This is a genomic window from Mariniluteicoccus flavus, assembly GCF_054776655.1.
Genome location: NZ_BAAHBN010000001.1, coordinates 111,503 through 136,616 on the forward strand (window position 1 = coordinate 111,503; position 25,114 = coordinate 136,616).

Below are 25,114 nucleotides of genomic sequence, written 5' to 3' on the forward strand. Positions count from 1 at the left end.
CCGGGTGAGCCCGCGTCCGGACCACTTCCCACGCAACGCGGGCCGAAGGATCGTCCCGTGGCAACACCTCCGCCCCGTCGCCGACGCCGCTTCATCGCCGCTGGGGGCGCCCTGACGCTCGTCGCGGCGTCCGCGGCCTTCCTGACGCTGCGTACGGAGCCGGCCAAGGCCGACTACCTCACCGCCGGCGACGCGAAGCGCGCGGTGACGCGGGCGACCCTGATGGCCGGGTCGGACCAGGTGGTCGGCGTGGTGCTGGCGCGCAACGAGGCGATCGTGCGGGTGCTTCGGTCCGGACGCGTGCACTCCTGGGCGATCCGCCCCGGCCGCGAGGCCGTCGAAATCGGTTCCGCGGCGCTGACGCAGGCCCTGGCGCCCATGAAGCCCCAGCAGCTCCAACTCCCGCAGCTCGTCGAGCGGATCCGGGCCGACGAGGTCGGCGCCGCCTGCAATCCGGAGGTCCTGAAGGCCGAGATCGGCGTGACGGCCTTCCCCACCACGCTGACCCACGTCTGGTGCCTCGACGGCGCCCGGCACTCGTGGCTGGGCGCGGGCGGTGCCCCCATCGCCGACGTGGACCCGCGGAAGTCCGACGGCATGGTCGCGGGGGTCGCCGACCTGCGGCGGCTCACGGGGGCGCGGCATGTGTCCTACCTCGCGGTGCGCTACGGCGGCACCGACGCGGGGCTCGACCTCGAGGTGCCGGGCGCCTGCGGCGACCTGGCCGGCTGTGACGCCGTGGTCGCGTCGCGCCGCCTTCACGTCGAGTCGCGCGAGCCGGCCCTGCAGGTGCGCCAGGCACCGGCGCGGCTCAACTATGCCGCGATGATCGACCTCGACACCGTCGACCCCGTACGCCTCCACGCGACCATCGAGCACCTCACGCAGACCCGCAAGGGCGTCGACTGGTGGCGCAGCCTGACCGTGACGCTCTACCAGCGCCCGGGCCAGCAGCCCGCGCTCGAGTTCAAGCAGGGCTCGACCGTGTTCTGGACCGACCTCGACGGCACCGAGACCCACTTCTGAGCGTGGGCCCGCGCCCGCGTACGGTGCTGGCATGAAGAACCACGTCGAACCCGGCGGCGAGCCCCACGTCGAGGAGCTCCCCGGCGGCATCAGCCTGACCAAGTTCTCCGTCGCGCCCATGGACAACAACGTCTACCTGTTGACCGATGCGGCCGGGACGCTGCTGATCGACGCGGCCAACGACGCCCCGCGCATCCTCGAGGTGCTCGACGGCCGCGAGGTCGCCACGATCGTCACGACCCACCGCCACCACGACCACGTCGCGGCGCTGGGCGAGATGGCGACGGCGACCGGCGCGCGGCTCGTCTCGGGCGAACCCGATGCCGACGCGATCGCCGAGCAGGCCGGCGTACGCCCGGGCACGGTCTGGACCGGCGACGCCGTGTCGCTGCCGGCCGGCGGGACCCTGGAGGTGATCGGGCTGGTGGGTCACACGCCAGGGTCGATAGCAGTGGCGCTGCGGCCGGAGTCGGGGCCGGTGCACCTGTTCACGGGCGACTCGCTGTTCCCGGGCGGTCCCGGCAAGACCGGATCGCCGGAGGACTTCGCGTCGCTGATGGACGACCTCGAGTCGAAGGTGTTCGGCGCATTCGACGACGACACGGTCGTCCACCCGGGCCACGGCGACGGGACGACGCTGGGCGCGGAACGCGGCGGGTTGGCGGAGTGGCGTACGCGGGGGTGGTGATGGAGAGCAGGACCACAAACGGGTCGGCAGCCCCGGCTAGGCCCTGCGGCGTCCTCCACCTCGCAGCAGTGGCGCCACAGTGCGCTGCACGATGAGATATTCGGCCACGACGATGAACGGGATCGTCGGCACGACCTGTTTGATCAGCACTCCCGACAGCAGGAACACCCGAAGCGAGACCGCGGTGAACGTCAGCGCGTAGTTCCGGATCATTCAGATGCGGTGGAGCGCCACCTCGCCACGGCGAATGCCCTGGAAGGCCGCAATCAGCGTCGCCAGCCAGATGACCGCCAGCAGCGCGAAGGCGATCTGGGCGGAGACTCCGCTGAGCGAGTAGGCCGCCGCCACGAGGGAGACGAGGGCGGCCACCACAACCGCACCCATGTAGACGCGACCCATGATCCGGTGCAGCTGCGGCCACCGGCGACGGACCCGCGAGACGAACTGGAACGGGCCCAGGACGAGAGCGAGCCCCCCGGGCACCGCGTGGGCCGCCAGCCACAGGCCGTGCAGGGCCACGTCGGGATCGAGCGGCACCCGGCTGGCCTCAGGGTCGCTGCTGAGGGTCGGCGGCACCGCGAAGAGTGCGATCCCGATGGCCGCAACACACATGAGGGACCACCAGACCCACGGCGTACGCCGGCCTTCGGGCCGAGCGCGCGGCTCCGGCGCTTGTGGGAGAGGCGAAGGCACATCGACAACCGGTAGGGACGAGGACATGGGTCTGCTCCTGACGAGACTCTATCGGTATTTCGCCAATCGCGACGAGTTGCTCACCGCCCTCGTCATCGACGCGTACGCAGACCTCCGCGATGCCCTCGCGGGCGCCGCGGACGCAGAGTCACCCGGGACCGCCGAGGGGCGCCTCGGCGCCCTCGCCCACGCCTACCGCTCGTGGGCGATCACGGAACCCCACCGATATCGGCTCCTGTTCAACGCACCCCTTCCCGCCTATGACCCCCACGCCGAGCCCCTGGCTGCGGCGGCCCGATCGCTGATGGCGGTCCTGCTCGCGGTGGTGGACGCACCGGCGACCCCGGGTTCGGGCCAGCTGCCACGGGACCCCGTCAGGGCCGAACAGGTGCTTGCCGCGCGTGGCGCGCGTACGCACGGCTTCCGACTCGCCGTGGCCGTCTGGTCCCGGGTCCACGGATTCGTCAGCCTGGAGATCGGAGGCGCGTACGCGGCGATGGGGATGGACGCCGACGCCCTGTTCGAGGATGAAGTGAGGGCGCTGGGCGCTCTCTGAGGACGGACCTTGTACGACGGTTCAGGTGCTCGGACGCCCGATGTCGAACAGGTTGCCCTCCGGGTCACGCAGCGTGATCCACTCGACGCCGAACTCGTCGAACTGTGCCACCCGTTCGGCGCCCAACTCCACGGCGCGGGCGGCAGCACCCTCGATATCGGGGTCGAACAGGTCGACGTGCACGGGGTTCTTGGCCTGATCGCGCTCCCCCGGCACGCCGAGGAAGAGCAGCCCTGGTGTGGTTGTGGACCGGTCGTGGACGACGCCGATGGACGCGAAGTAGGGCGACGCACCCTCGTCGATCCGGAGGTCGAGCAGAGCCGACCAGAACTGGGACTGGACGGTCACGTCGCGGCAGTCGAAGGTGACAGCGGACAGGGTGGGCATGGTTTGCTCCTCGGTTGGTGGGTGTTCGGGTGCTCCTCGTCTCGCTGGCGCTCGCTCGGAGAACGTCAGAAGTGAGCTCGCTCGGAGAACGTGAGAAAGCACGCCCTCGGAGAACGTCACGCCAGCGGCCAGCAGACCTCCGAGCGCCAGCGATGGGCGTCCGGGGTCTCACTCGGCCCGATCAGGTAGTGCTCACGGACGTCGGCCCCCACCAGCGGCGCGTGGTCGCGGTGCACCTGGGCGCCGAGGGCCGCGTACGTCACATCGAAGGTCGCGAAGTCGCCGTCGTGGATCGCGACGGCGAACGTGCCGCCGGGCAGGACGCCGGTCGCGCGGTCGGCGCTCGTGGGCACGAAGGCGCGCACCGGCCCGCGGCCCTCCTCGAAGAACGCCGGGCCGTAGCAGGCGCCGGCCGGCCCAGCACCCAGGCCGATCCCGGCGTACAGGCGCGGGTAGGTCTCGCCGAACCACGCCGAGCACTCCTCCAGGGAGAGCTCCGCGTACGCCTGGACGACCGGTTGGTCAGGGATCGAGCGCACGGACACCGCCACGGGTGGCGGCACGCTCAGCAGCATCGCGACCTCGTCGACGCGGCCTCGTGTCGCTTCGAGTTCCGCGCGCACCCGGGCCAGGGCGTCGGCGACGAGCGCGGACCGCCGCTCGCCCGACCGGAGGATCTCGCCCACCTCGTCGAGCGGGATCCCGGACCGCCGAAGCCGGCCCACGAGGACGGCGTCGTTGACCTGGTCGGGGTGATACCAGCGATAGCCGGACACCGGGTCGGTCCACTCCGCCGTCAGCACGCCGGTGTCGTGATAGTGGCGCAACCGCTTCACGGTCTGGCCGCTGGACCGGGCCAGTTCGCCGATACTCATCCGCTGCATGGGATCAGCGTGGCACCTCCCACGACGGGAGGGTCAAGAGGCGGGGAACCGGCTCCCCGTCTCGCTGCGCTCGCTCGGAGAACGTGGACTCGCGCTTGCTCGGAGAACGTACGCGTCAGCCTCGGCCCTCGCGTGCCTGTTGCTCCAGCTCGTCATTGGTGGGCTCCTCCGGACGCTTGCCGTCGTCAGGCAGCGGTTCCCGGGCGAAGGTGCCGGTCGCGACATCGTCCTGCTGTACGCCTTCGCGGCGCGACTTGATCAGGCTCGCGACCGTGGTGATGACCAAGGTGCCGATGATGACGAGGAGCGAGGTGCCCGTTCCGATCTCGATCGAGAAGCCCAGCTTCTCGTCTAGGTGGTATTCGTGCATCGCGTGCAGGAGCAACTTCACGCCGATGAAACCGAGGATGACCGACAGGCCGAGCGAGAGGTAGACGAGCCTCTGGAGCAGGCCACCGATGAGGAAGTAGAGCTGGCGCAGGCCCATCAGCGCGAACACGTTGGCGGCGAAGACGAGGTAGGGCTCCTGTGTCAGGCCATAGATCGCGGGGATCGAGTCGAGCGCGAACAACAGGTCGGTGGAGCCGAGCGCGATGATCACGAAGAGCATCGGCGTGATGAGGCGCTTGCCGTCCTTCACCCACGTCAGTCGGGTGCCGTGGAAGTGGTCGCTGGAGGGGAAGCGCTTCTTCACGAAGCGCATGAGCGCGTTGTCGCCCGCGTCCTCCTCGTGGTCATCCTGGTAGTAGTCGATCGCGAGCTTGATGGCGGTGTAGATCAGGAACGCGCCGAACAGGAAGAACACCCAGCTGAACCGCTCGATCGCGGCGGCGCCGACGGCGATGAAGATGCCGCGGAAGATCAGGGCCAGGACGATGCCGACCATCAGCGCGTACTGCTGGAGGTGACGGGGCACCCGCATCTTGCTCATGATGATGACGAAGATGAACAGGTTGTCGATCGAGAGGCTGTATTCGGTCAGCCAGCCCGCGAAGAACTCCCCCGCGTAGCGCGGGCCGCTGATCTGCCACACCCCGATGCCGAACAGCACCGCCAAGGCGATGAAGATGCTGATGAAGATCGAGCATTCCTTCATCGAGGGCTCGTGGGGGCGACGGCCGATCACGAACACGTCGATCGCCAGGACGGTGATCATGACCGCGACGGTGATGGCCCAGGCATAGCCGGTCACATGCATAGGGGAGGAACCTCTCCGAGAGGGCGCACGCGCCACGGGATCTCGGAGGTCTCTTCCGCCGCGCCCCCCGGCCACGACCACGCGCACCGGGCGCCCTCGGGGACGGCCGTGATGACGACGCGCATGCTGGGGAATACTCCCCTCCGCAGTCGATTGTGGCAGGGGATGCCCCAGATTGTGAAACGGGACACCCCTTCGACTCGGCCGCGGCCGGCCTCGCTCAGGGAACGTGGGTGGTGCGGCCGGCCTCGCTCAGGGAACGTGGCCTATTTGGTCGCCTCCACCATCTGCCGCAGCTCCTTCTTCAACTCCTGGACCTCGTCGCGCAGACGCGCCGCCAACTCGAACTGGAGCTCGGCCGCCGCCGAGTGCATCTGGTCGGTGAGTTCCTGGACGAGCTTGGCGAGATCGGCAGCCGGCATGGCGCTGAGGTTGCGGTCGGACAGCGACTTCTCGGCCGCGCCGGGCACCGGCGTACCCTTCTTGCCGTTGATGCGGGAGTCGGCCATCAGGGCGGCGGTGTCGGCGTCCTCGCGCTGGAGCATCTCGTTGATGTCGGAGATGCGCTTGCGCAGCGGCTTCGGGTCGATGCCGTGCTCCTTGTTGTACGCCACCTGGATCTCACGGCGCCGGTTCGTCTCGTCGATCGCCCGCTCCATGGACGGCGTGATCTTGTCGGCGTACATGTGGACCTGGCCCGCGATGTTGCGGGCCGCGCGCCCGATGGTCTGGATCAGCGAGCGATCCGACCGCAGGAAGCCCTCCTTGTCGGCGTCGAGGATGGCGACGAGCGACACCTCGGGCAGGTCGAGACCCTCGCGGAGCAGGTTGATGCCGACCAGGACGTCGTATTCCCCCATGCGCAGCTCCCGCAGGAGCTCGACGCGCTTCAGTGTGTCGACCTCGGAGTGGAGGTAGCGCGTGCGGATGCCGTTCTCGACGAGGTAGTCCGTCAGGTCCTCCGACATCTTCTTCGTCAGCGTGGTCACGAGGATGCGCTCGTTCTTGGCCGTGCGCTTGACGATCTCGCCCATCAGGTCGTCGATCTGGCCCTGGGTGGGCTTGACGATGACTTCGGGGTCGACGAGGCCCGTCGGACGGATGATCTGCTGCACCGTGCCGTTCGACCGCGCCATCTCATAGTTGCCGGGCGTCGCTGACAGATAGACCGTCTGGCCGATGCGCTCCACGAACTCCTCGAACCGCAGCGGCCGGTTGTCCATCGCGGACGGCAGGCGGAAACCGTGGTCGACCAGCGTGCGCTTCCGCGACATGTCGCCCTCGAACATGCCTCCGATCTGGGGCACGGTGACGTGGGACTCGTCGAGGACGATGACGAAGTCCTCCGGGAAGTAGTCGAGCAGACAGTTGGGCGGCGAGCCCGCGCTGCGGCCATCGATGTGGCGCGAATAGTTCTCGATGCCGGAGCACGACCCGATCTGGCGCATCATCTCGAGGTCATAGGTCGTGCGCATGCGCAGCCGCTGGGCCTCGAGCAGCTTGTTCTGCTGCTCGAGCTGCTGCAGTCGTTCCTCGAGCTCGAGTTCGATGCCCTTGATGGCGCGCTCGAGCCGGTCGTTGCCGGCGGCGTAGTGGGTGGCCGGGAAGATGTACATCTCCTCGTCGTTGCTGACCACCTCGCCCGTCAGCGGCTGCAGCGTGGACAGCGCCTCGATCTCGTCGCCGAAGAACTCGACGCGCCACGCCAGCTCCTCATACATCGGGAAAACCTCGAGCGTGTCCCCGCGTACGCGGAACGTGCCGCGCGTGCCGGCGATGTCGTTGCGGGCGTACTGGATGTCGACCAGGCGCCGCAGCAGCCCGTCGCGATCCATCTCGTCGCCGACCCGGAGCTTGATCATCTGGTCGACCCATTCGGTCGGTGTGCCGAGGCCGTAGATCGCCGACACCGTCGCCACCACGATCACGTCGCGGCGTGTCAGCAGCGAATAGGTCGCGCGGTGGCGCAGCCGCTCGACCTCCTCGTTGAGCGACGAGTCCTTCTCGATGTAGGTGTCGGTCTGCGGGACGTACGCCTCCGGCTGGTAGTAGTCGTAGTAGCTCACGAAGTATTCGACCGCGTTCTCGGGGAAGAACCCCCGCAGCTCGTTCGCGAACTGGGCCGCGAGCGTCTTGTTCGGCTGCATCACGAGCATCGGCCGCTGCAGGCGCTCGGCCAGCCAGGCCACGGTCGCGGTCTTGCCGGTGCCGGTCGCGCCGAGCAGCACGACGTCCTGCTCGCCGGCGTTCAGCCGCTTCTCGAGCTCCTCGATCGCCGCCGGCTGGTCACCACCGGGATCGAAGTCGCTGACGACCTTGAAGTCGGCCAGCTTCCGTCGCACGTCATCCACAGGTCGCATGGGAGAGAGCGTACGCGGGGGGTCTGACAAGAGTTGTCGGTGCGACGGCGGGATGGCTGCGACTCGGCCGTGTTCGAGAACGCTCCTGCAGTTGGCGAACCGGAAGTGCGTTGGAGTGTGCTGCAACGTTCGCGAGGACAACTACCGTTCGCCAACTGCAGGACGGTTCGCCAACGTGACGAACCCGGCGCCCTCGATTCGCCCGGCTCGCTCCGAGGTCGTCGGGGCTTCGACTCGGCCGGCGGCGGCCTCGCTCAGCCAGCGTGGGGCTTCGACTCGGCCGGCGGGGGCCTCGCTCAGCCGCCTGGTGCTCCTCGTCTCGCTGGCGCCCGCTCGGAGAACGTCCACCCACTGAGCTCGGACTTGGGCCTCGCGCGCCCGGTGTCTGGAGGACCGAGGAGCAACGCGGCCCCCGACGATCAGACCGGAACCGATCCGACCAGCCGGGGGGCGCGTTGCGAACAGCGTCCGAAGACACCGGATGCGGCGCGCGAGGCCGTACGCGTCGCGGAGCGACGCCATGTGCTTGTGCGCGCGAGGCCGATCGCGCCCCGGAGGGGCGCAATGGACTCAGCTCACCTGTGACTTCAAGGCCGAGTTCAGCATCCAGTCGGCCTCCTCGAGCACCTGCTTCTGGCTCTCCCACACCGCCCTCGGGGCGACGGTCTGCATCCCCACGCCCACGTTGTCACTGATGCGGTTCGAGACCACGGCGAGCGCTCCGAATGCCTGGCTGCCGCCGCCCGATGACAGCTGCATGGTCGCGAACTGGCGCATCACCTCGACCTTGGAGCTCCCGACAGTGATCTTCTCGCTGGGATTCTTGCGGACGTTGGCGCCCTTCGAGGTGATGGCCTCCAGCATCTGCTCGGTCGTTGATCGCACGTCGTCCACGCGACCCACGCTGAGGGCGATCACCGTGCCACTGGGGTGTTTGAGGATCACGACGTCGGAGGACTGGCGTTCGACCGACCAGCCCGGCCTCGGCGTGAAGCTGATGCCGGCACCGAGGGACTGGGGCCCTCCCACCGGCGCACCCGACCCGCCGCCGGTGGGCTGGGACGTCGGCTGGGTCGTGGGCTTGGTCGTCGGTGGGCTCGTGGGCTGGGTCGACGTCGTGGGCGCCGTGGTCGGGGTCGCTGACGTCGTCGGCTCCGCCGTGACCGGTGGCGGCGGGGGCGGAGGCACCGGCGGCTGCGATCCTCCACGGCCGAAGGCCATCACGGCACCTCCGATCAGGCCGAGAACAACGAGCGCGCCGATGACGAGACCGATGATCTTGCCGTTCGACCTCTTCGCGGGGGGCTGCTGACCAGGGGGCTGCTGCCCGTAGGTGGGCGCCGGACCCTGGGGCGGCTGACCGGGCGCTCCGGGCGCGAAAGGCTGCTGGCCGTACGCGGGCTGCTGGCCGTACGCCGGCTGTTGGCCGTACCCGGGCTGCTGGCCGGGGGGCGGCGCCTGCTGACCCCACCCCTGCTGCGGGTTCTGCGGCTGCTGCGGGTTCTGGGGCTGCTGCGGGTTCTGCGGCTGCTGCGGGTTCTGGGGCTGCTGCGGGTTCTGGGGCTGCTGGCCCCATCCGCCCTGGTTCTGGTCCCAGCTCATCGGCCCTCCTCCTCGTTCTGGTGGGCGCCCTCGGGCGTCGCGGCCGCCGTGGTCGCCGCCACGGGCGTGCGGTCTCGGTGTGCCTTGGTCCGCGTACGCGAGTTCGCGCCGCACGCGTTGCAGAACGCGGCTCCGGCCACCAGCGGCATCTCGCAGCTGGGGCAGAACTCGAGGCGCCCCTCACCGACGCCCTCGTGGTCGCCGACGCCCTGGCGGGCGTGGGCCTCGAGCGCGGCCTCCATGAGCCCGTGGTGGAGGACGGTGCGGACGCGGATGATCAGCACGGCGAGGATGGCGAGCGCCCAGATCACCTGGAGCATGACCCGCAGGGTCGGGTTGGCGAGTTGGCTGAGCAGCTGGATGCCCAGCGCGTACGCGACGTTGGCCAGGATGGCCTCACCGACGCCGCGGACCCAGCGCGCGCTGAACCCGTCGTATCCCTCGCCGAGGCCGGAGAACTCGGCGCAGGCGATGCCGGTCGCCGTGCCCATGATGAGCGGCTTCACGAAGCCCTCGAGGAAGATCAGCGAGGCCCAGAGACCGGGGTCGAGCTGGTTGACGAAGCCGCCGGTCAGCAGGCCCCAGTGGCGCACGAGGGTGTCGGCCGTGGCGAAGGCCACGCCCGAGATGATGCCGAAGGTGAGACCGTCCATGAGGTCGTCGAACTCGGGCCGCGCCGCCAGCACCAGCGGGCCGATCTGGCGGATCAGCTCACCGATGACGGGCACCAGCAGCGCCCACACCAGCATCGGCACGAGTTGGGGCGCGAACCCACCTCCTCCGGCGAGTCCGCCGAAGCCCGGCGCGGTGACCGGGCTGATGAAGCGGCCGACGGCCCAGAGGAACGCCGCGCCGAGCAGGCCGGTGAGCACGAACGCCAGCGCGGTCACGATGACGGGCTCGTCCTCCCACAGGTTCACGTCATACAGATAGACGATGTAGACCACGGGGATCGCGAAGGCCGCCAGCAGCACGGCGATCGGCAGTGCGCCGAAGATGGCCGCGAGCAGGGCGGCCGTCAGGGAGATCATCAGGGCGAGCCGATAGGTCTGGGGCCGTTCGGACGCCCCCCTCGGCATGATGGTCGAGACCAGGGCGAAGGACGCCACCGGCTCGTCGGGCTTCACGGCGAACGACTTGCGCCGGGCCAGGTCCGCAGAGCGCATGTCATGCCCGCATCGCTGGCAGAAGTGCGCAACCTCGGGCGTGATGGCCCCGCAACGCGGGCAGTCCATGGGTCCTCCTCGGTCGATGATGAGACCAAGCGTGACCTATGCGCGGATCACGCGGACCTCGCCCTCAGACCGGTCGTGATCTCGATTCGGTAACCACCCGCGCCCAGACCTCGTCCGCGCGCCGCAGGAGCGTCGCCCGGTCGCCGTCGTTCGGGATGACGATGGTCGCCGCAGCCAGGCGATCTGCGCGGCTCGCTTGCGCGCGTACGCGGGCCCGCGCGCCCTCGTCGTCGAGCCCGTCGCGCTCTCGCAGCCGCGCCAGCTGGACCTCCGGGGCCACGTCGACGACCACCACCTCGTCGAAGGAACCGGCCTGCCCCGTCTCGACCAGGAGCGGGATGACGTGCACCACGACCGACCCCCTCGGCGCGCGCGCCTCGAGCTCGGCCGACCGCGTGCGCACCGCCGGATGGACGATCGCGTTCAGGGCCACCCGCGCCTCGTCGTCGCCGAACACCAGGCGGCCGAGCGCCGGCCGGTCCAGCGTGCCGTCGGGGGTGAGTACGCCGGCCCCGAACCGCGCGCGGATGGCGGCGAGGGCCGGCGTACCCGGTTCGACCACCTCGCGGGCCAGCACGTCGGCGTCGATGACGACCGCCCCGTGCGTACGCCAGCGCTCGGCGACCGTCGTTTTTCCGGACGCGATGCCGCCCGTGAGGCCCACTCGTGACATGGGGTCATTCAAGCCCATCGCCCGGGGAACGCCGAAGGCCCCGCCGGAGCGGGGCCTTCGGTTGACTTCGACTCAGTCGGTTCGCTCAGCGAACGTCGGCGTCGGTATGGCGTCAGTTGGCGCCACCGGTCAGCTTGTCGCGCAGGGCCTGCAGGGCCTCGTCGGACGCGAGCGAGCCCTCGCCCGTCGTGACGGCCTCGTCGGTGTCGCCACCGGCCGAGTAGGAGGCGCCGCTTGAGGTCTCGGCGTTGGCGTCGGCCTGCTCGGCCTCCTCGACCTGCTTCTTGTGGGCTTCCCAGCGGGCGTGCGCCTCGGCGTACTGCTGCTCCCAGGCCAGACGCTGGTCGTCGTAGCCTTCCTTCCACTCCTGGGTCTCCGGATCGAAGCCCTCGGGGTAGAGGTAGTTGCCCTGGTCGTCGTACGACGCGGCCATGCCGTAGAGCGTGGGATCGAAGTCGTCAGCGGCGACGTCGACACCCTCGTTGGCCTGCTTGAGCGACAGCGAGATGCGGCGACGCTCGAGGTCGATGTCGATGATCTTGACCATGACGTCGTCGTTGACCGTGACGACCTGCTCGGGGATCTCGACGTGACGCTCGGCGAGCTCGGACACGTGGACCAGGCCCTCGATGCCCTCCTCGACACGCACGAACGCGCCGAAGGGGACGAGCTTGGTGACCTTGCCCGGGACGATCTGGCCGATCGCGTGGAGACGCGCGAACGCCTGCCACGGATCTTCCTGCGTCGCCTTCAGCGACAACGAGACGCGCTCGCGGTCCATGTCGACGTCGAGCACCTCGACCGTGACCTCGTCGCCGACGGCGACGACCTCGGACGGGTGGTCGATGTGCTTCCAGGACAGCTCGGAGACGTGCACGAGGCCATCCACACCGCCCAGATCGACGAACGCGCCGAAGTTGACGATCGACGAGACGACGCCCTTGCGGATCTGGCCCTTCTGGAGCTGGGTCAGGAAGTTCTGGCGGACCTCGGACTGGGTCTGCTCGAGCCACGCACGACGCGACAGGACCACGTTGTTGCGGTTCTTGTCGAGCTCGATGATCTTCGCCTCGAGCTCCATGCCGACATAGGGCTGGAGGTCACGCACACGACGCATCTCGACCAGCGACGCAGGCAGGAAGCCGCGCAGGCCGATGTCGATGATGAGACCACCCTTGACGACCTCGATGACGTGGCCGGTGACGACGCCGTCCTCTTCCTTGACCTTCTCGATCGTGCCCCAGGCGCGCTCGTACTGAGCCCGCTTCTTGGACAGGATAAGGCGACCTTCCTTGTCCTCCTTCTGCTGGACCAGGGCCTCGATCTCGTCACCGACGGACACGACCTCGAAGGGGTCCACGTCGTGCTTGATCGAGAGTTCCTTGGAAGGGATGACACCTTCGGTCTTGTAACCGATGTCGAGGAGGACCTCGTCACGGTCGACCTTCACCACGGTGCCGCTGACCAGGTCACCGTCGTTGAAGTATTTGATGGTCTTGTCGATGGCCTCGAGGAAGGCTTCGGGCGAACCGAGGTCGTCGACTGCAACCTGCGGGGGGGCCTCAAGGGAGGACGTCATGTAGTAGGGCTCCGATGGATGGATGTGGGATTGCGGCACGCCGCGACCCTGCCGGGATTCGATGGAAACGAGCCGACAGCGTTCCCCTGCTCTGTCCGAGGAGCACGCAGGCCACAGCGCCCGTCCAGCCTATCCGCGCGGCGGTGGGGGGTCAATCCGGGCCCGGAGCACGCGGACCTGCCCGGTGGGGTCCGCGCGACGGCCGGAGCGTACGCCGACGATTGTCACCCGGTGTTCCCCGAAAGATCGCCCACGGGTGGCCTGACCGCGACCCGCCGTGTGCTTAGTCTTACATGTATGAGCTCGATCACCGAGGCGTTCGACGCCCTGGCTGACGCCGTCGAGACGTCTGCCCACCCACCCCAGAAAATGCCCGTCCGCCCCGACACCACCGTCGTGGGCCGATCCCCCGGCCACGAGGTCGGGGTCCACATCACCCGCGGTCGCGCGACACGCGTGGAGTTCCGAGAGCACGTGCTCGGCATGGATCCCGACGAGATCGGCGAACTGATCGTCAAGGCCATGAATGCGGCGCTGGACGAGCACGACCGCGCCGTCGTGACCGGCATCCAGGCCCAGGAGGACACCGACCTCCACAAGCTCTCCACCGAGCTCGAGGCCATCGGCAGGGAGGCACAGCGCAGCCTGGAGACCTACCTGTCGACCATGGAGACCATGATGCGCAAGACCGCGAAGGACGCCCGCCGATGACGACTGACAACCTGACCAGCAAGCGCATCACCGCCGACACCGACGCTTACCGCGCCGGGGCGAACACCACCGAAGCGGCCGGCGGCGGCCTCAACAGCGAGGTCGAGACCTTCCTCGGCGAGGTGTCCGACCCTGGCGTGCTCGGCAGGACCGACACCATCGGGAAGTTCGCCAACCCGATGTACGCGGTGGCCATCGGCTATGTCGGGAAGTGCCTCGGCGAGCTCGGCGGATCCTACGACGACCACGCGGGCGCCCTGCGCAACAGCGGGACGCAGTACGACTCCACCGAGGCCGGCAACGCCGCGAAGGCCCGCGGCGTCGACCTGCAGAACCCCTACAGCACCGCTGGCGCACAGCACGACTGGAACACCGGGTCGAGCGGGACGCCGACCGGCGGCCACGACTTCGGCGCGCGGAACCGCTCTGACGGTCCTGACTTCACCGACCCGACGTTCGGTCGGGGGGCTGACCTCGGCGACGAGTTCAAGGGCGGCGGCACGTCTGCCGCGGGCGTCGACCCGAGCACGGGCGCGGGCCACGGCGGCGGTGGCTACGGAGGCGCCGGTCACGGCAGCGGCCCCGGCGGAGCGGGCTACGGCAGCGGCCCCGGCGGAGCGGGCTACGGCAGCGGCCCCGGCGGAGCCGGCTACGGCAGCGGCCCCGGCGGAGCCGGCTACGGCGCGGGTGGCCCCGGTGCCACCGGCTCCGGCGCGGGTGGCCCCGGAGGCATCGGCTCGAAGGGCATGCCGGGTGCCGGCGCCAATCCCACGCAGGGCGCCTCGCCGCTGGTGGCGAACGGCGGCCTCGCCGACCCGCGCTCAGGTCGGCTCGCCGGCCCGGGCGCTGCTCCGGTGGCAGGTGCCGGCGGCGGCCCCATGGCGACCCCCATGCCACTGACGAGTGCAGCCCGCCGGCGCGAGGAGCCCTCGCGCCTGAAGGGCAACGACCACCTCGACGACGAGGAGATCGCCGACGAGAAGGACGACAACATCTGGGACACCCTGCGTCCCCTGAGCCCCCAGCAGGAGAAGCGATGATCAGCCTCCAACTGCCCGCCCCCCTGGTCACCCTGCTCAACGAGCTCGGCATCCAGTGGCCGGAGGGCGACGAGACCAAGACCTTCGACTATGCCCAGAAGTGGTTCGACATGGGCGGGAAGGTGTCGGACGCACGTGACGAGGGCGACGCCGGCGCGAAGAAGGTGCTCGAGAGCAACGAGGGCCCCAACGCTGACGCCTTCCGCGAGAGCATGACGGCGGAGGACGGGCCTTCCAAGTCGGCGTCCGGCCTGACGACCGGCATGCAGCTCGGCGGCGGCGCGCTGACGGTCGGCGCGGCGGCGATCCTCATCCTGAAGATCCAGGCGATCATCCAACTCGTGCAGCTGCTGATCAAGGAACTCCAGGCGTACGCGGCCGCCGGGCCCACGATGGGTGCGTCGCTCGCGATGATCCCCACGTGGCGCAGGCTCGCGAAGATCGCCATCGAGATGGCGATGAACAAGACGATGGAGACCGTGCAGGGTCAGGGCGGCACCCAGCCGACATCCGGCACCAACCCCACGTACGGCATCGTCGGCGAGATGCTCGACGGCTTCGTCCAGCCGGCGCGCAGGCTGCCGGGTGAGGGCGCTCCCGCCGGCCAGGAGGGCACGACGCCGCCCGCGGCTGAGGGGACTCCCCCCGTCCAGGGCGACGCCGAGTCCGGCACACCGCCCGCGACCCAGGGCGACGCCGAGTCCGGCACACCGCCCGCGACCCAGGGCGACGCCGAGAGCGCGACTCCCACCGCGGATGCCCCCGCGGCCGAACCCGCGCCAGGCGAGACCGAGCCGATCCCGACGGGCGCCTGAACGACACCGAATGTTCACCGTGGGGACACCGCGGTGAGGTGTGACCTTGGTTGGCTCCTTCTCGGCCTCGATGTCGAGGCCGAGAAGGCCGGCTTCGCCGGAGAAAGGTCACCATGCACCGTTCGGTCCTCGCGGGTGCGGCCATCCTGGCCCTCACCGCAACCCCCCTGATCCTCACCTCCCCCGCCCACGCGGCCGATCCGACCGGGGTGGTGATCAACGAGGTCGAGTCCAACGGCGGCACGCCGGGAGACTGGGTCGAGCTCGTGAACCCCGGCACCACTGCGGTCGACGTGTCCGGCTGGGTGTTCAAGGACAACGACGACACCCACGCGTACGCCCTGCCCGCCGGGACCACCGTCGCCCCCGGCGCGCACCTCGTGCTCGAGGAGGCGCAGTTCGGGTTCGGCCTCGGCGGCAAGGAGTCGGCGCGGCTCTACAACGCGTCCGGCACGCTGGTCGACCAGTACGCGTGGACCGCCCACGCCACGGTGACCTACGGCCGCTGCCCCGGCGCCACGGGCGCTTTCACCCCCAACGCCACCGCGACCAAGGGCGCGACCAACGACTGCGCCGCGCCCACCGCATCGCCCACGCCGACCGCGTCACCGACCGCCCCGGCGGTCACCACGGTCCGCATCAACGAGACCGTCTCCACCGCGGGTGTCCCCGGCGACTGGGTCGAACTCGTCAACACGGGCACCACCCCGGTCGACGTGTCGGGGTGGGTCCTCAAGGACAACGACGACACGCACGCGTACGCCCTGCCCGCCGGAACCACCATCGCGCCGCGCGGTTACCTCCTGGTCGACGAGGCCGCGCTGAACTACGGACTCGGCGGCGCCGACTCCGCCCGGCTCTTCACGAACACCGGCGCACTCGTCGACTCGTGGACCTGGACCGCCCACGCCCCCACCAGCTGGGCCCGCTGCCCCGACGGGACCGGGGCCTTCGTCCACAGCGCGGCCGTCACCCGGGGCGCGGCCAACGCCTGCGCCACGGCGACCCCGACCCCCACGCCGACCCCGACCGGCCCGGCGGCCGCGCCGTGGCCGGGCGCCCCGACCGTGTCCACCGCGGACGCCGCCGGCACGTTCACCGGCGACCTGTCGGGCCTCGACTTCGCCGACGCAACCACGCTCTGGGCCGTCACCAACGGCACCGGAACACTCACCAAAGTCACCTGGAACGGCACGCAGTGGATCCCCGCAGGAGCTCCCCTCACGCTGCACTACCCCGACAGAACCGGTACGCCGGACTCCGAGGGCGTCACCGTCGCCGACGACGGCGCGGTCTACGTCGGCACTGAGCGCAACAACGCGGCCAAGGGCACGAGCGCGCTCCGCGTCCTGCGCATCGATCCGGCCGTCAGCGGCACCGCCACCCAGTCGTGGGACCTGACCTCGAAGATCCCGGCCGTCGGCGCCAACACCGGCATCGAGGCCATCGAGTTCGTCCCGGACGCCGCCCTGCGCGGCTTCGTCGACCCGGCCACGGGCCGCGCGTACGACCCCACGGCGATCCCCGCCCACGGTGGCGGCCTGTTCTTCGTCGGCATCGAAGAGACCGGGAAGGTCTACGCGTTCGCCCTCCACGCCGACGGGTCCTCGACGCTGGTCGCCACGCTCGATCCGGGCCTGGGCGGCGTGATGGCGCTCGACTGGAACGCCGACACCCAGCGTCTGTGGGCGATGTGTGACGACGGCTGCCAGGGCACGAGCGCGGTGTTCGACCTGACCAGGGCGGGCTCGCCCACCCTGGTGGCGCGCCCGACCGGCATGCCGAACCTCAACAACGAGGGGTTCGCGCTGGGCCCGGTCTGCGTCGACGGCCGCCGCATGGCCGTCTGGACCGACGACGGCGACACCGACACCCACTCGCTGCGCGTGGGTTCGGTGACCTGCGCCCCGGCGCCGGCCGCGTCGCCCACTCCGTCCGCAACGGCGACTCCGGCGCCCTCGACCGGACCCTCCGCAACGCCGACCGCCACCGGCACGCCGGTGCCCACGCGTACGCCCGGTCCGGTCGTCGACAAGGACAGCTCGGGCGGCCTGGCCGACACCGGCGCCCCGGAGGGCGCCCTGGCCGGACTGGTCGCGCTCGTCTGCGGCCTGGTGGTGCTGCGCCGCCGCTGACCGCCCGACGACCCTGACCGCAGGCCTGACGACCCGACCGGGGCGTCAGGCCTGCGGCATCTCGGTGTGGAGCCAGCCGTCCGGAATGCCGAAGCCCTCCACGAGGTCGAGCGCATGGGGGCGGAGCTCGGCGCAGAGCTCGTTGACCAGCGTGATCAGGGTCTTCGAGCGGTCGGGGCTCAGCCGGTCATGCTCCATGTACCACGCCCGGTGCTTCTCGATGGTGGTCAGGGCGTAGAGGTCGCAGAGCCGTTCCAGCAGCCGACGGGCGTCGGGGTCGTCGCACTTCTCGATGCCGGCGACGAACGCCTCGAGGATGATGCGCTCGACGTGGGCCGTGGCCATGTCGACCAGGTGGTCCTGCGCGTTGTTGAACACGGCGAACGCGTCGGCCTTCTTGTCTCCCGCCCGGCGAAGGCGGCGCGCGAGCGTCTCCAGGAGGTGGGTCTCGCGCTCGGTGATGAGGCGCACCTGCTCGGCCCGCTCGGTGAGCGCGTGCTCGCTGGTCCACGTGTCGCGGAGACGTTGCACGAGGCCGCGACCCGAGGTGCGCTCGACCACGGCCTCGGCCACGGCGCGAGAGCCGAACCGCACGAGGTCGAGGGTGTCCATGGAGCCGAAGGCACGCTGGAAGTTGGTCAGCAGCGACTTGGCGACGAGCTGGAGCAGGACCGTGTTGTCGCCCTCGAACGTCGTGAAGACGTCGGTGTCGCCCTTCAGGGCCGTGAGGCGGTTCGCCGACATGTAGCCCGCGCCACCGCACGATTCCCGGCACATCTGGATCGTGTCGGTCGCGAACCGCGTCGTGTAGGCCTTGAGACCGGCCGCCAGCGTCTCGAGCTGGCGCTGGGCGTCCTCGTCGGCGGTCGGCCCGTCGGGGCCGGACTCGGGATTGCCGGGGTCGTCGACCTCGCTCTGGCGGGTCTGCACGTCGTGCATGTCGGAGATCAGGTCGTTCTTGGCGAACATCAGCGCGTACGCCGTCGCGATCGCCGGCATCAGCCTGCGCTGGTGGGTGCGATAGTCGAGCAACGTGACCTCGGTGTCGGTGCCGGGCGCGTCGAACTGCGTGCGCGTCAGCGCGTACTTGGTCGTGATCTCGAGCGCCGAGCGCGTGGCAGCGCCCGCACCGGCGGCCACCGAGATGCGCCCGCGCACGAGCGTGCCGAGCATGGTGAAGAAGCGGCGCGTACGCGACTCGATGGGCGACGTGTAGGCGCCCTCGGCGTCGAGGTCGCCGTAGCGGCCCAGCAGGTTCTCGCGCGGGACGCGGACCTGGTCGAACATGATGCGCCCGTTGTCGACGCCGAGCAGGCCGCCCTTCGACCCGCAGTCGCTGAGGGTGACGCCGGGCAGGGCCTTCCCCGACTCGTCGCGCAGCGGGACCAGCACGCAATGGACCCCGTGGTGCTCGTCGGCTCCCCCGTCGACGCCCGGCACGACCAGCTGGGCGAACACCGCCGCCATGCGGGCCGAGTCGGCCGCCCCGCCGATGTAGTCCTTGCGGGCCGACGGCGTCGGCGAGTGGATCACCAGCTCATCGGTCGCCCGGTCGAACGTCGCCGTGGTCTCGAGCGACTGGACGTCGGAGCCGTGACCGGTCTCGGTCATCGCGAAGCAGCCGGGCAGGCTCGCGTCGACGATCGACGGCACGAGGTGGGCGTGGCGCTCGAGCCCGAGGTTGGCGACCGCGCCGCCGAACAGGCCCCAGTGGACACCGGCCTTGACCATGAGCGACAGGTCGCCGTGGCCGAGCATCTCGAACCCCGTCACCGACGCGCCGATGTCGCCCCGGCCCCCGAGACGGACCGGGAAACCGTCGGCCGGCATGCCGGTGGACGCGATCCACTGGATCGCCTCGTCGACCCAGGCGCGATGGTCGGCCATCGACAGCTGCGTACGCGGGGTCGCGGGCGCGTCGTCGCCGATGTCGCGCAGCTCGGCGCGCGTGGCGGCCCACCGGCCGCCGGTCGCGGCGACCAGGGCGTCGGCGAGCGGGGTGCTGGGGGCGGTCGCGGGGCGGTCGATGCTGGTCATCCGGCGTTCCTCTCGCTGTGCGGGTTCGGGATGTGCGGGGTGGACGCGTAGTCGGTCGTGAGCGGGCGCGCGCCCGCCAGCCCGCCCCACGCGAGGTCGGTCAGCTGGGCGATCAGGCGGGTGCGGGTCGTGGAGGCGGGGTCGGACATCCACCGATTGGCGCAGGCGTGCACCGAGCCGACGATGGCCGTCGCCCAGGTGTGGGCGCGCTCGGGACCCGTGACAGGTTCGAGCGCCTCACCGAGCAGGTCGGCCACCCGGCCGGTGATGTCGAGCACCTGGGCATCGGCGACCGGGCCCTCGATGAGCGGCGGCCGCACCACGAAGCGATAGACCTCGGGGTCGGCCTCGACCAGCGACAGGTAGGCGTCGGTCACCTGGCCGATCAGCGCGCGGGGCTCGGTGTCGGCCGCCAGCGCCGCCTGCAGCTGGCGCGTGATGCGGCGCTCGACCTTGCCGGCCACCGCCCGATAGAGCCCCGAGCGGTCGCCGAAGTGGCGATAGATCACGGTCTTGGAGGTCTGTGCCTCGGCCGCCACCTCGTCCATGCCGACCCCGGCGCCGTGGAGGCGGATGGCGCGCAGCGTGGCGTCGACGAGCTCCTTGCGGCGGGCCTCGTTGTGTTGCGCCCAGCGCAGGGCACGCCCGTCGGCGCGGGCCCCGTCGCCCTCGTCGAGGGGGTTCGGGGTCGCCGTAGCGGTGGCATCGTCGGCATCGACCATGGTTCAGAAAATATCAGGTACCGGGGGTTCCGGCTACCCCCCGTATCGGATAGATTGGTGGCCGTGTCCGGCGCGGAGTCGCGTCGGGGGACCTCGAACTCACAGGAGAGCTCATGACCAACCGCGTGGCCATCCTCGGTGGCAACCGCATTCCCTTCGCCCGCTCGAACGGCAAATACGCGAAGGCATCGAACCAGGACATGATGACCGCCGCGCTCGACGGCCTGGTGGCCCGCTTCGGGCTGGGCGGCGAGCGCCTCGGCGAGGTCGCCGGCGGCGCGGTGATGAAGCACAGCCGCGACTTCAACCTGATCCGCGAGTCGGTGCTCGGCACCGCGCTCGACCCCCACACCCCTGCGTGCGACCTCCAGCAGGCGTGCGCGACCGGCCTCCAGGCCGCCAACTACATCGCGAACAAGATCAAGGTCGGCCAGATCGACTCCGGCATCGCGGGCGGCACCGACACGGCCTCCGACGCGCCCATCGCCGTGAGCGAGGGCCTGCGTGCCGTGCTGCTCGAGCTCAATCGCGCCAAGACGCCGCGCGACCGCGCCATGGCGCTGCTCAAGCTGCGCCCGAAGGACATCGCCCCGATGATCCCCAAGACCGGCGAGCCCCGCACGGGCCTGTCGATGGGCGAACACATGGCCCTGACCACGAAGGCCTGGGGCGTCACGCGCGAGGAGCAGGACGAGATCGCGATGAACTCCCACAACAACCTCGCCGCCGCATGGGAGCGCGGGTTCTTCGACGACCTCGTCACGCCGTTCCTCGGCGTGACCGTCGACGCCAACATGCGCCCGGGTTCGTCGATGGAGAAGCTCGGCCAGCTCAAGCCCGTGTTCGGCAAGGGCGACGACGCCACCATGACCGCCGGCAACTCCACGCCGCTGACTGACGGCGCCTCCGCCGTGCTGCTCTCGTCGGAGCAGTGGGCGGCCGAGCACCACCTCGACCCGCTCGCCTGGTTCGTCGACGCCGAGACCGCCGCCGTCGACTTCGTCCACGGTGCCGAGGGCCTGCTGATGGCCCCGGCGTACGCGACCGCGCGCCTGCTGGAGCGAAACGGCCTCACACTGCAGGACTTCGACTTCTATGAGATCCACGAGGCCTTCGCCGCGACCGTGGCCTGCACCCTGAAGGCCTGGGAGTCCGACGAGTTCTGCCGTGGCAAGCTGGGCCTCGACGCCCCGCTGGGCTCGATCGACCGCGCGAAGCTGAACGTGAACGGCTCCTCGCTCGCCGCGGGCCACCCGTTCGCCGCGACCGGCGGGCGCATCGTGGCGACCCTCGCCAAGGCGCTCAAGGAGAAGGGCTCGGGCCGCGGCCTGATCTCGATCTGCGCCGCCGGTGGCCAGGGCGTCGTCGCGATCGTGGAGGCGTGATCATGGCCGACGCCTACAGCGAGTTCGTGTCCGCCGGCTTCGGCAAGAAGCTGGCCGCCCAGTTGGGCCTCCCCTCCCCCGTCACACTGCGCCGCTTCGAGGAGGGCGCGCCGCTGTGCGACGGCCCCGTCGTGGTGGCGGGCTCGGGAGCGTACGCCTCCGCGGTCGCCGATCGCGTCCGTGGGCGCGGCGTCGAGGTCGTCGACTCGGCCGAGGCCGCCGGCGACCGCAGGGTCGGCGCCGTCGTGCTCGACATGTCGGCGCTGCGCGACCCGGCCGAGCTCGAGCAGCTCCGCGCGGCCGGCGCCCCGGCCGTCAAGAAGCTCACCCGGAACGGCCGCGTCGTCGTCATCGGCACCGACTACGACGTCCTCGTCGAGCCGGCCGAGGTCGCCACCCAGCGCGCCCTCGACGGCATCGTCCGCACGATCGGCAAGGAACTGCGTGCCGGCGCCACCGCGAACCTGGTCTATGCCCCACTGGAGGGCGGCCAGGAGTCGGTGACCCATGCCGTCGAGTGGTTCCTGTCCGGCAAGTCGGCGTTCGTCGACGGCCAGACCGTGCGGGTCGACGAGAACCCGTTCGTCGCGAACCCCGACGAGTCCCGCCCGCTGGCCGGCAAGGTCGCGGTCGTCACCGGCGCCGCGCGCGGCATCGGCGCGGCCATCGTCAAGGTCCTCGCCCGCGACGGCGCAACGGTCGTCGGCGTCGACATCCCCGCCGCCGGCGACGCGCTGTCCAAGGTCGTCAACGGCGTCAACGGGTCGGCCCTCATGGTCGACGTCACGGCCCCCGACGCCGGCGCGAAGATCCTCGCTCACTGCCGCCAGCGCCACGGCGGCCTCGACATCGTGGTCCACAACGCCGGCATCACGCGCGACAAGCTGTTCGTCAACACCGACGAGCAGCGCTGGAGTTCGGTGATCGACGTCAACCTGCGCTCGATCCTCCAGATGAACGAGTCGTTCCTCGGCGAGGACGGCCTCGGGGCCGGCGGTCGCGTCGTCTGCCTGTCCTCCCAGTCCGGTCTGGCCGGCAACCGGGGCCAGGCGAACTATTCGGCGACGAAGGCCGGCGTCATCGGCCTGGTCGACGCGCTCGCCGACCAGGTCACCGACCGCGAGATCACGGTCAACGCCGTCGCCCCGGGCTTGATCGAGACCGAGATGACGGCGAAGATCCCGTTCGCGACGCGCGAGGTCGCGCGGCGCATCAACTCGCTGCAGCAGGGCGGCCAGCCCGTCGACGTCGCCGAGCTGATCGCCTTCCTCGCCCAGCCGGCGTCGGCGGCCATCACGGGCCAGACCATCCGGGTCTGCGGCCAGAACATGGTGGGGGCCTGACCCATGGCGATGCCTCGACGCAGCGCCGGTGAGCAGGCGCCCGGCCCGGCCGACACGTCGCTGTCGACGACCACGCCGGTGTTCGAGACCCCGCGCCTGGCGACCGAGTTCGGCCGCGCGGTCCTGACGTCGCGCGGCCGGGCCGGCGCGCGCGGTCCCCTGCCCGCCACGCGGCTGGCGCAGACCCGCGTACGCGTGGACGCCGACCACCTGGCCCGCTACCAGCGGCTGTGCGGGTGGCCGGTGAGCGGCGTGCTGCCGCACACCTACCCCCACGTGCTCGGGTTCCCGCTCCAGGCCCGGCTGATGGCCGACCGCAGCTTCCCGCTGCCGCTGGCGGGTCTGGTCCATGTCCGCAACGAGACGACCGTACGCGCGCCCCTGTCGCTCGACGACCGTCCCGATGCGGAGGTGTGGGCCGAGAACCTCGTGCCCCACGCCAAGGGGACGACGGTCGACCTGTGCGCGGCCTTCCGGCTCGACGGGGAGGTCGTGTGGGAGTCGCGTTCGACCTACCTCCATCGCGGGAGGCCGGCCGGCGAGGCGGCGGCGGAGCCGGAGGCGCCGGCGGTTCCTGCAGCCGCGCCGTCGGCGATCTGGCGCCTGCCCGACGACCTGGGGCGGGCGTACGCCGCGGTCTCCGGCGACGTGAACCCGATCCACCTCCACCCGTGGACGGCGAAGGCCATGGGGTTCCCGCGGGCGATCGCCCACGGCATGTGGACGTACGCGCGGTCGCTCGCCGCGCTCGGCCCCGCGGTCAACGGTCCGTCCACGTCCCGCGTCTGGTTCCGCAAGCCGGTGCTGCTGCCGTCGTCGGTGGGGCTGGTGGTCGATCGCACGCCGGGGCGCGACGTCGCGGCGCTCGTGTCACCGAAGGACGCCTCCAAGGTCCACCTGGTGCTCGAGTTGGCGGACGCCTGAGCAGGGAGCAACCGAACGCACCGCGGGCCGGCATCCTCAGGGATGCCGGCCCGCGCGGTTCAGCGAAGTCACTTCTTCTTGGACTTCTTCTTGGACTTGTCCTTCTTCTTGTCCTTCTTCTTCGCCATGGTCGTCACCTCCTTGGTCAATATCTCGTTGACCCGAGTCAACCATCGATTGACGTTGTGGTCAAGCAATTCTTGACGCCGATTCCGGTCTAGGATTTCGCCATGAGCAAGGAGGAGTCGCTGCAGGCGCTGGACCGGGCGCGGCTGGCGCGCGAGGAGGCCGAGGCCGCGGAACTCCGCGCGGTGGCCGCTGCCCGCGAGGCGGGCGTGGCCTGGGGGCGCATCGGCGAGCTCTACGGACTGACGAAGCAGGGCGCCCAGCAGCGGTTCAAGGGCCGGGCCTCGGCGCCCGGGGCAACCGAACCCGGCACCTGACCCACGGTTCGCTCGCGGGCGGACCGTGCAGACTTCTGCCCAGGCTCTGGAAGCCTCGCTCGACGCTCCACAGCGGACAGGATCGGACCTATTCGCGCCTCAGGATGGAGTCATGACCACCACCGAGAACCTCGCCCTCATCGACACCCTCGACCGCCACCGCGGCTTCCTGCTGCAGACCGCCGACGCCCTCACCGACGACCAGGCCCGCGCCCGCAGCACCGTCAGCCGCCTGACCATCGCCTCGATCCTCAAGCACGTCGCCGACACCGAGCGGCAGTGGATGCAGTTCGCGGCAGTGGGTGCCGAGGCGTTCACCCAGGTCTACAACGACGACACCGACTGGGAGGCAGCGGACGCCGAGGCGACGTCTGACCCCGAGGCGTGGGCCAGCGCGGAGGACCCGCGATTCGTCCTGACCGACGAAGACACGCTCGAAGCCCTGCGCGCCCACGTCGCCACGGTCGCCGGTGAGACGAAGCAGTTCCTGCTGACCGCTGACCTCGGAGCGGAGCACGCCCTGCCCGACGCACCGTGGTTCGAACCGGGCTCCTGGTCCGTACGCCGGGTCGCGCTCCAGATGATCGCCGAGATCGCCCAGCACTCCGGCCACGCCGACATCATTCGCGAGGCGATCGACGGGCAGCAGACGATGGGCTGAGGAACTCCCTCAACCCG

24 protein-coding genes are annotated in these 25,114 nt (G+C 70.5%); 12 read left to right on the plus strand and 12 right to left on the minus strand.

The genetic code is table 11. The annotated features are described in order from the left end of the window. The first annotated feature begins 57 nt into the window (after nucleotides 1–57). Nucleotides 58–1,026: a hypothetical protein gene (locus ACYVAG_RS00565; RefSeq protein ID WP_460765189.1), complete on the plus strand. Its 969-nt coding sequence runs from the start codon at nucleotides 58–60 to the stop codon at nucleotides 1,024–1,026. A gap of 31 nt (nucleotides 1,027–1,057) precedes the next feature. Continuing rightward, nucleotides 1,058–1,714 (plus strand): MBL fold metallo-hydrolase, encoded by a 657-nt coding sequence (locus ACYVAG_RS00570; protein ID WP_460765191.1) that lies wholly within the window; start codon nucleotides 1,058–1,060, stop codon nucleotides 1,712–1,714. 36 nt (nucleotides 1,715–1,750) lie between these two features. On the opposite strand, the gene ACYVAG_RS00575 is transcribed toward ACYVAG_RS00570, so the two are convergent. After that, nucleotides 1,751–1,927, minus strand: a complete 177-nt coding sequence (locus tag ACYVAG_RS00575) for a hypothetical protein (protein WP_460765193.1) — start codon at nucleotides 1,925–1,927, stop codon at nucleotides 1,751–1,753. Then, nucleotides 1,928–2,251 carry a DUF2306 domain-containing protein gene (locus ACYVAG_RS00580; protein ID WP_460765195.1) on the minus strand — a complete coding sequence of 108 codons (324 nt, stop codon included), beginning with the start codon at nucleotides 2,249–2,251 and terminating at the stop codon, nucleotides 1,928–1,930. Between the two features lie 181 nt (nucleotides 2,252–2,432). Here ACYVAG_RS00580 and ACYVAG_RS00585 point away from each other — a divergent pair, with 181 nt between their 5' ends. Continuing rightward, nucleotides 2,433–2,963 (plus strand): TetR-like C-terminal domain-containing protein, encoded by a 531-nt coding sequence (locus ACYVAG_RS00585; RefSeq protein WP_460765197.1) that lies wholly within the window; start codon nucleotides 2,433–2,435, stop codon nucleotides 2,961–2,963. Nucleotides 2,964–2,984: 21 nt separating this feature from the next. Here ACYVAG_RS00585 and ACYVAG_RS00590 read toward each other — a convergent pair whose 3' ends face one another. The 8 genes from ACYVAG_RS00590 to rpsA all read right to left on the minus strand — a co-directional run bounded on the left by ACYVAG_RS00590 (nucleotide 2,985) and on the right by rpsA (nucleotide 12,881). After that, nucleotides 2,985–3,350 (minus strand): VOC family protein, encoded by a 366-nt coding sequence (locus ACYVAG_RS00590; RefSeq protein ID WP_460765199.1) that lies wholly within the window; start codon nucleotides 3,348–3,350, stop codon nucleotides 2,985–2,987. 116 nt (nucleotides 3,351–3,466) lie between these two features. Then, entirely contained in the window at nucleotides 3,467–4,234 is a 768-nt protein-coding gene (locus ACYVAG_RS00595) for a MerR family transcriptional regulator (protein ID WP_460765201.1), read from the minus strand. A 115-nt stretch (nucleotides 4,235–4,349) separates the two neighbouring features. After that, nucleotides 4,350–5,432 carry a TerC family protein gene (locus ACYVAG_RS00600; protein ID WP_460765203.1) on the minus strand — a complete coding sequence of 361 codons (1,083 nt, stop codon included), beginning with the start codon at nucleotides 5,430–5,432 and terminating at the stop codon, nucleotides 4,350–4,352. A gap of 266 nt (nucleotides 5,433–5,698) precedes the next feature. Next, a complete protein-coding gene (gene uvrB / locus ACYVAG_RS00605; RefSeq protein WP_460765205.1) occupies nucleotides 5,699–7,792 on the minus strand; it encodes an excinuclease ABC subunit UvrB in 2,094 nt (697 codons plus the stop codon). Between the two features lie 570 nt (nucleotides 7,793–8,362). Next, entirely contained in the window at nucleotides 8,363–9,394 is a 1,032-nt protein-coding gene (locus tag ACYVAG_RS00610; RefSeq protein WP_460765207.1) for a hypothetical protein, read from the minus strand. Beyond that, complete coding sequence (locus ACYVAG_RS00615) at nucleotides 9,391–10,560, minus strand: PrsW family intramembrane metalloprotease (RefSeq protein ID WP_460765209.1); 1,170 nt, start codon at nucleotides 10,558–10,560, stop codon at nucleotides 9,391–9,393. The genes ACYVAG_RS00610 and ACYVAG_RS00615 overlap by 4 nt, the downstream gene beginning before the upstream one ends. 133 nt (nucleotides 10,561–10,693) lie before the next feature. Continuing rightward, entirely contained in the window at nucleotides 10,694–11,302 is a 609-nt protein-coding gene (coaE, locus tag ACYVAG_RS00620) for a dephospho-CoA kinase (protein ID WP_460765211.1), read from the minus strand. 112 nt (nucleotides 11,303–11,414) lie between these two features. Further along, nucleotides 11,415–12,881 (minus strand): 30S ribosomal protein S1, encoded by a 1,467-nt coding sequence (gene rpsA / locus ACYVAG_RS00625; RefSeq protein ID WP_460766775.1) that lies wholly within the window; start codon nucleotides 12,879–12,881, stop codon nucleotides 11,415–11,417. A gap of 297 nt (nucleotides 12,882–13,178) precedes the next feature. Between rpsA and ACYVAG_RS00630 the strand changes: the two genes are divergently transcribed. The 4 genes from ACYVAG_RS00630 (at nucleotide 13,179) to ACYVAG_RS00645 (ending at nucleotide 17,582) form a co-directional block, all read left to right on the plus strand. Beyond that, nucleotides 13,179–13,592, plus strand: a complete 414-nt coding sequence (locus tag ACYVAG_RS00630) for a hypothetical protein (protein WP_460765213.1) — start codon at nucleotides 13,179–13,181, stop codon at nucleotides 13,590–13,592. Further along, entirely contained in the window at nucleotides 13,589–14,632 is a 1,044-nt protein-coding gene (locus ACYVAG_RS00635; RefSeq protein WP_460765215.1) for a hypothetical protein, read from the plus strand. The genes ACYVAG_RS00630 and ACYVAG_RS00635 overlap by 4 nt, the downstream gene beginning before the upstream one ends. After that, nucleotides 14,629–15,447, plus strand: a complete 819-nt coding sequence (locus ACYVAG_RS00640; RefSeq protein WP_460765217.1) for a WXG100-like domain-containing protein — start codon at nucleotides 14,629–14,631, stop codon at nucleotides 15,445–15,447. Before ACYVAG_RS00635 ends, ACYVAG_RS00640 begins: the two co-directional genes overlap by 4 nt. Nucleotides 15,448–15,560: 113 nt before the next feature. Beyond that, nucleotides 15,561–17,582, plus strand: coding sequence for a lamin tail domain-containing protein (locus ACYVAG_RS00645; protein ID WP_460765219.1), 2,022 nt, complete (start codon nucleotides 15,561–15,563; stop codon nucleotides 17,580–17,582). 45 nt (nucleotides 17,583–17,627) lie between these two features. Here the strand turns inward: ACYVAG_RS00645 and ACYVAG_RS00650 are convergent, their stop codons facing one another. Together ACYVAG_RS00650 and ACYVAG_RS00655 are read right to left on the minus strand one after the other, a co-directional pair. Then, complete coding sequence (locus tag ACYVAG_RS00650; RefSeq protein WP_460765221.1) at nucleotides 17,628–19,619, minus strand: acyl-CoA dehydrogenase family protein; 1,992 nt, start codon at nucleotides 19,617–19,619, stop codon at nucleotides 17,628–17,630. Beyond that, the gene (locus tag ACYVAG_RS00655; protein ID WP_460765223.1) at nucleotides 19,616–20,341 is read right to left on the minus strand and encodes a TetR/AcrR family transcriptional regulator; all 726 of its coding nucleotides are present in this window, start codon (nucleotides 20,339–20,341) and stop codon (nucleotides 19,616–19,618) included. The genes ACYVAG_RS00650 and ACYVAG_RS00655 overlap by 4 nt, the downstream gene beginning before the upstream one ends. A 113-nt stretch (nucleotides 20,342–20,454) precedes the next feature. Between ACYVAG_RS00655 and ACYVAG_RS00660 the strand changes: the two genes are divergently transcribed. The 5 genes from ACYVAG_RS00660 (at nucleotide 20,455) to ACYVAG_RS00680 (ending at nucleotide 25,097) form a co-directional block, all read left to right on the plus strand. Continuing rightward, nucleotides 20,455–21,726 carry an acetyl-CoA C-acetyltransferase gene (locus ACYVAG_RS00660; protein WP_460765225.1) on the plus strand — a complete coding sequence of 424 codons (1,272 nt, stop codon included), beginning with the start codon at nucleotides 20,455–20,457 and terminating at the stop codon, nucleotides 21,724–21,726. Between the two features lie 2 nt (nucleotides 21,727–21,728). Next, nucleotides 21,729–23,069 (plus strand): 3-oxoacyl-ACP reductase, encoded by a 1,341-nt coding sequence (locus ACYVAG_RS00665; RefSeq protein WP_460765227.1) that lies wholly within the window; start codon nucleotides 21,729–21,731, stop codon nucleotides 23,067–23,069. A 3-nt stretch (nucleotides 23,070–23,072) separates the two neighbouring features. Further along, nucleotides 23,073–23,993, plus strand: a complete 921-nt coding sequence (locus tag ACYVAG_RS00670) for a MaoC family dehydratase (RefSeq protein ID WP_460765229.1) — start codon at nucleotides 23,073–23,075, stop codon at nucleotides 23,991–23,993. Nucleotides 23,994–24,223: 230 nt separating this feature from the next. Beyond that, nucleotides 24,224–24,436 carry a hypothetical protein gene (locus tag ACYVAG_RS00675; protein WP_460765231.1) on the plus strand — a complete coding sequence of 71 codons (213 nt, stop codon included), beginning with the start codon at nucleotides 24,224–24,226 and terminating at the stop codon, nucleotides 24,434–24,436. A 112-nt stretch (nucleotides 24,437–24,548) separates the two neighbouring features. Beyond that, a complete protein-coding gene (locus ACYVAG_RS00680; RefSeq protein WP_460765233.1) occupies nucleotides 24,549–25,097 on the plus strand; it encodes a DinB family protein in 549 nt (182 codons plus the stop codon). Nucleotides 25,098–25,114 lie beyond the last annotated feature (17 nt).

Coding starts and splice junctions, on each gene's coding strand:
- ACYVAG_RS00670 (WP_460765229.1), top strand. CDS start 23,073: ATGGCGATGCCTCGACGCAGCGCCGGTGAGCAGGCGCCCGGCCCGGCC.
- ACYVAG_RS00570 (WP_460765191.1), top strand. CDS start 1,058: ATGAAGAACCACGTCGAACCCGGCGGCGAGCCCCACGTCGAGGAGCTC.
- ACYVAG_RS00650 (WP_460765221.1), bottom strand. CDS start 19,619: ATGACCAGCATCGACCGCCCCGCGACCGCCCCCAGCACCCCGCTCGCC.
- ACYVAG_RS00610 (WP_460765207.1), bottom strand. CDS start 9,394: ATGAGCTGGGACCAGAACCAGGGCGGATGGGGCCAGCAGCCCCAGAAC.
- ACYVAG_RS00640 (WP_460765217.1), top strand. CDS start 14,629: ATGATCAGCCTCCAACTGCCCGCCCCCCTGGTCACCCTGCTCAACGAG.
- ACYVAG_RS00635 (WP_460765215.1), top strand. CDS start 13,589: ATGACGACTGACAACCTGACCAGCAAGCGCATCACCGCCGACACCGAC.
- ACYVAG_RS00675 (WP_460765231.1), top strand. CDS start 24,224: ATGAGCAAGGAGGAGTCGCTGCAGGCGCTGGACCGGGCGCGGCTGGCG.
- ACYVAG_RS00680 (WP_460765233.1), top strand. CDS start 24,549: ATGACCACCACCGAGAACCTCGCCCTCATCGACACCCTCGACCGCCAC.
- coaE (WP_460765211.1), bottom strand. CDS start 11,302: ATGTCACGAGTGGGCCTCACGGGCGGCATCGCGTCCGGAAAAACGACG.
- ACYVAG_RS00590 (WP_460765199.1), bottom strand. CDS start 3,350: ATGCCCACCCTGTCCGCTGTCACCTTCGACTGCCGCGACGTGACCGTC.
- ACYVAG_RS00595 (WP_460765201.1), bottom strand. CDS start 4,234: ATGCAGCGGATGAGTATCGGCGAACTGGCCCGGTCCAGCGGCCAGACC.
- ACYVAG_RS00630 (WP_460765213.1), top strand. CDS start 13,179: ATGAGCTCGATCACCGAGGCGTTCGACGCCCTGGCTGACGCCGTCGAG.
- ACYVAG_RS00575 (WP_460765193.1), bottom strand. CDS start 1,927: ATGATCCGGAACTACGCGCTGACGTTCACCGCGGTCTCGCTTCGGGTG.
- ACYVAG_RS00600 (WP_460765203.1), bottom strand. CDS start 5,432: ATGCATGTGACCGGCTATGCCTGGGCCATCACCGTCGCGGTCATGATC.
- rpsA (WP_460766775.1), bottom strand. CDS start 12,881: ATGACGTCCTCCCTTGAGGCCCCCCCGCAGGTTGCAGTCGACGACCTC.
- ACYVAG_RS00665 (WP_460765227.1), top strand. CDS start 21,729: ATGGCCGACGCCTACAGCGAGTTCGTGTCCGCCGGCTTCGGCAAGAAG.
- ACYVAG_RS00615 (WP_460765209.1), bottom strand. CDS start 10,560: ATGCGCTCTGCGGACCTGGCCCGGCGCAAGTCGTTCGCCGTGAAGCCC.
- uvrB (WP_460765205.1), bottom strand. CDS start 7,792: ATGCGACCTGTGGATGACGTGCGACGGAAGCTGGCCGACTTCAAGGTC.
- ACYVAG_RS00655 (WP_460765223.1), bottom strand. CDS start 20,341: ATGGTCGATGCCGACGATGCCACCGCTACGGCGACCCCGAACCCCCTC.
- ACYVAG_RS00660 (WP_460765225.1), top strand. CDS start 20,455: ATGACCAACCGCGTGGCCATCCTCGGTGGCAACCGCATTCCCTTCGCC.
- ACYVAG_RS00645 (WP_460765219.1), top strand. CDS start 15,561: ATGCACCGTTCGGTCCTCGCGGGTGCGGCCATCCTGGCCCTCACCGCA.
- ACYVAG_RS00585 (WP_460765197.1), top strand. CDS start 2,433: ATGGGTCTGCTCCTGACGAGACTCTATCGGTATTTCGCCAATCGCGAC.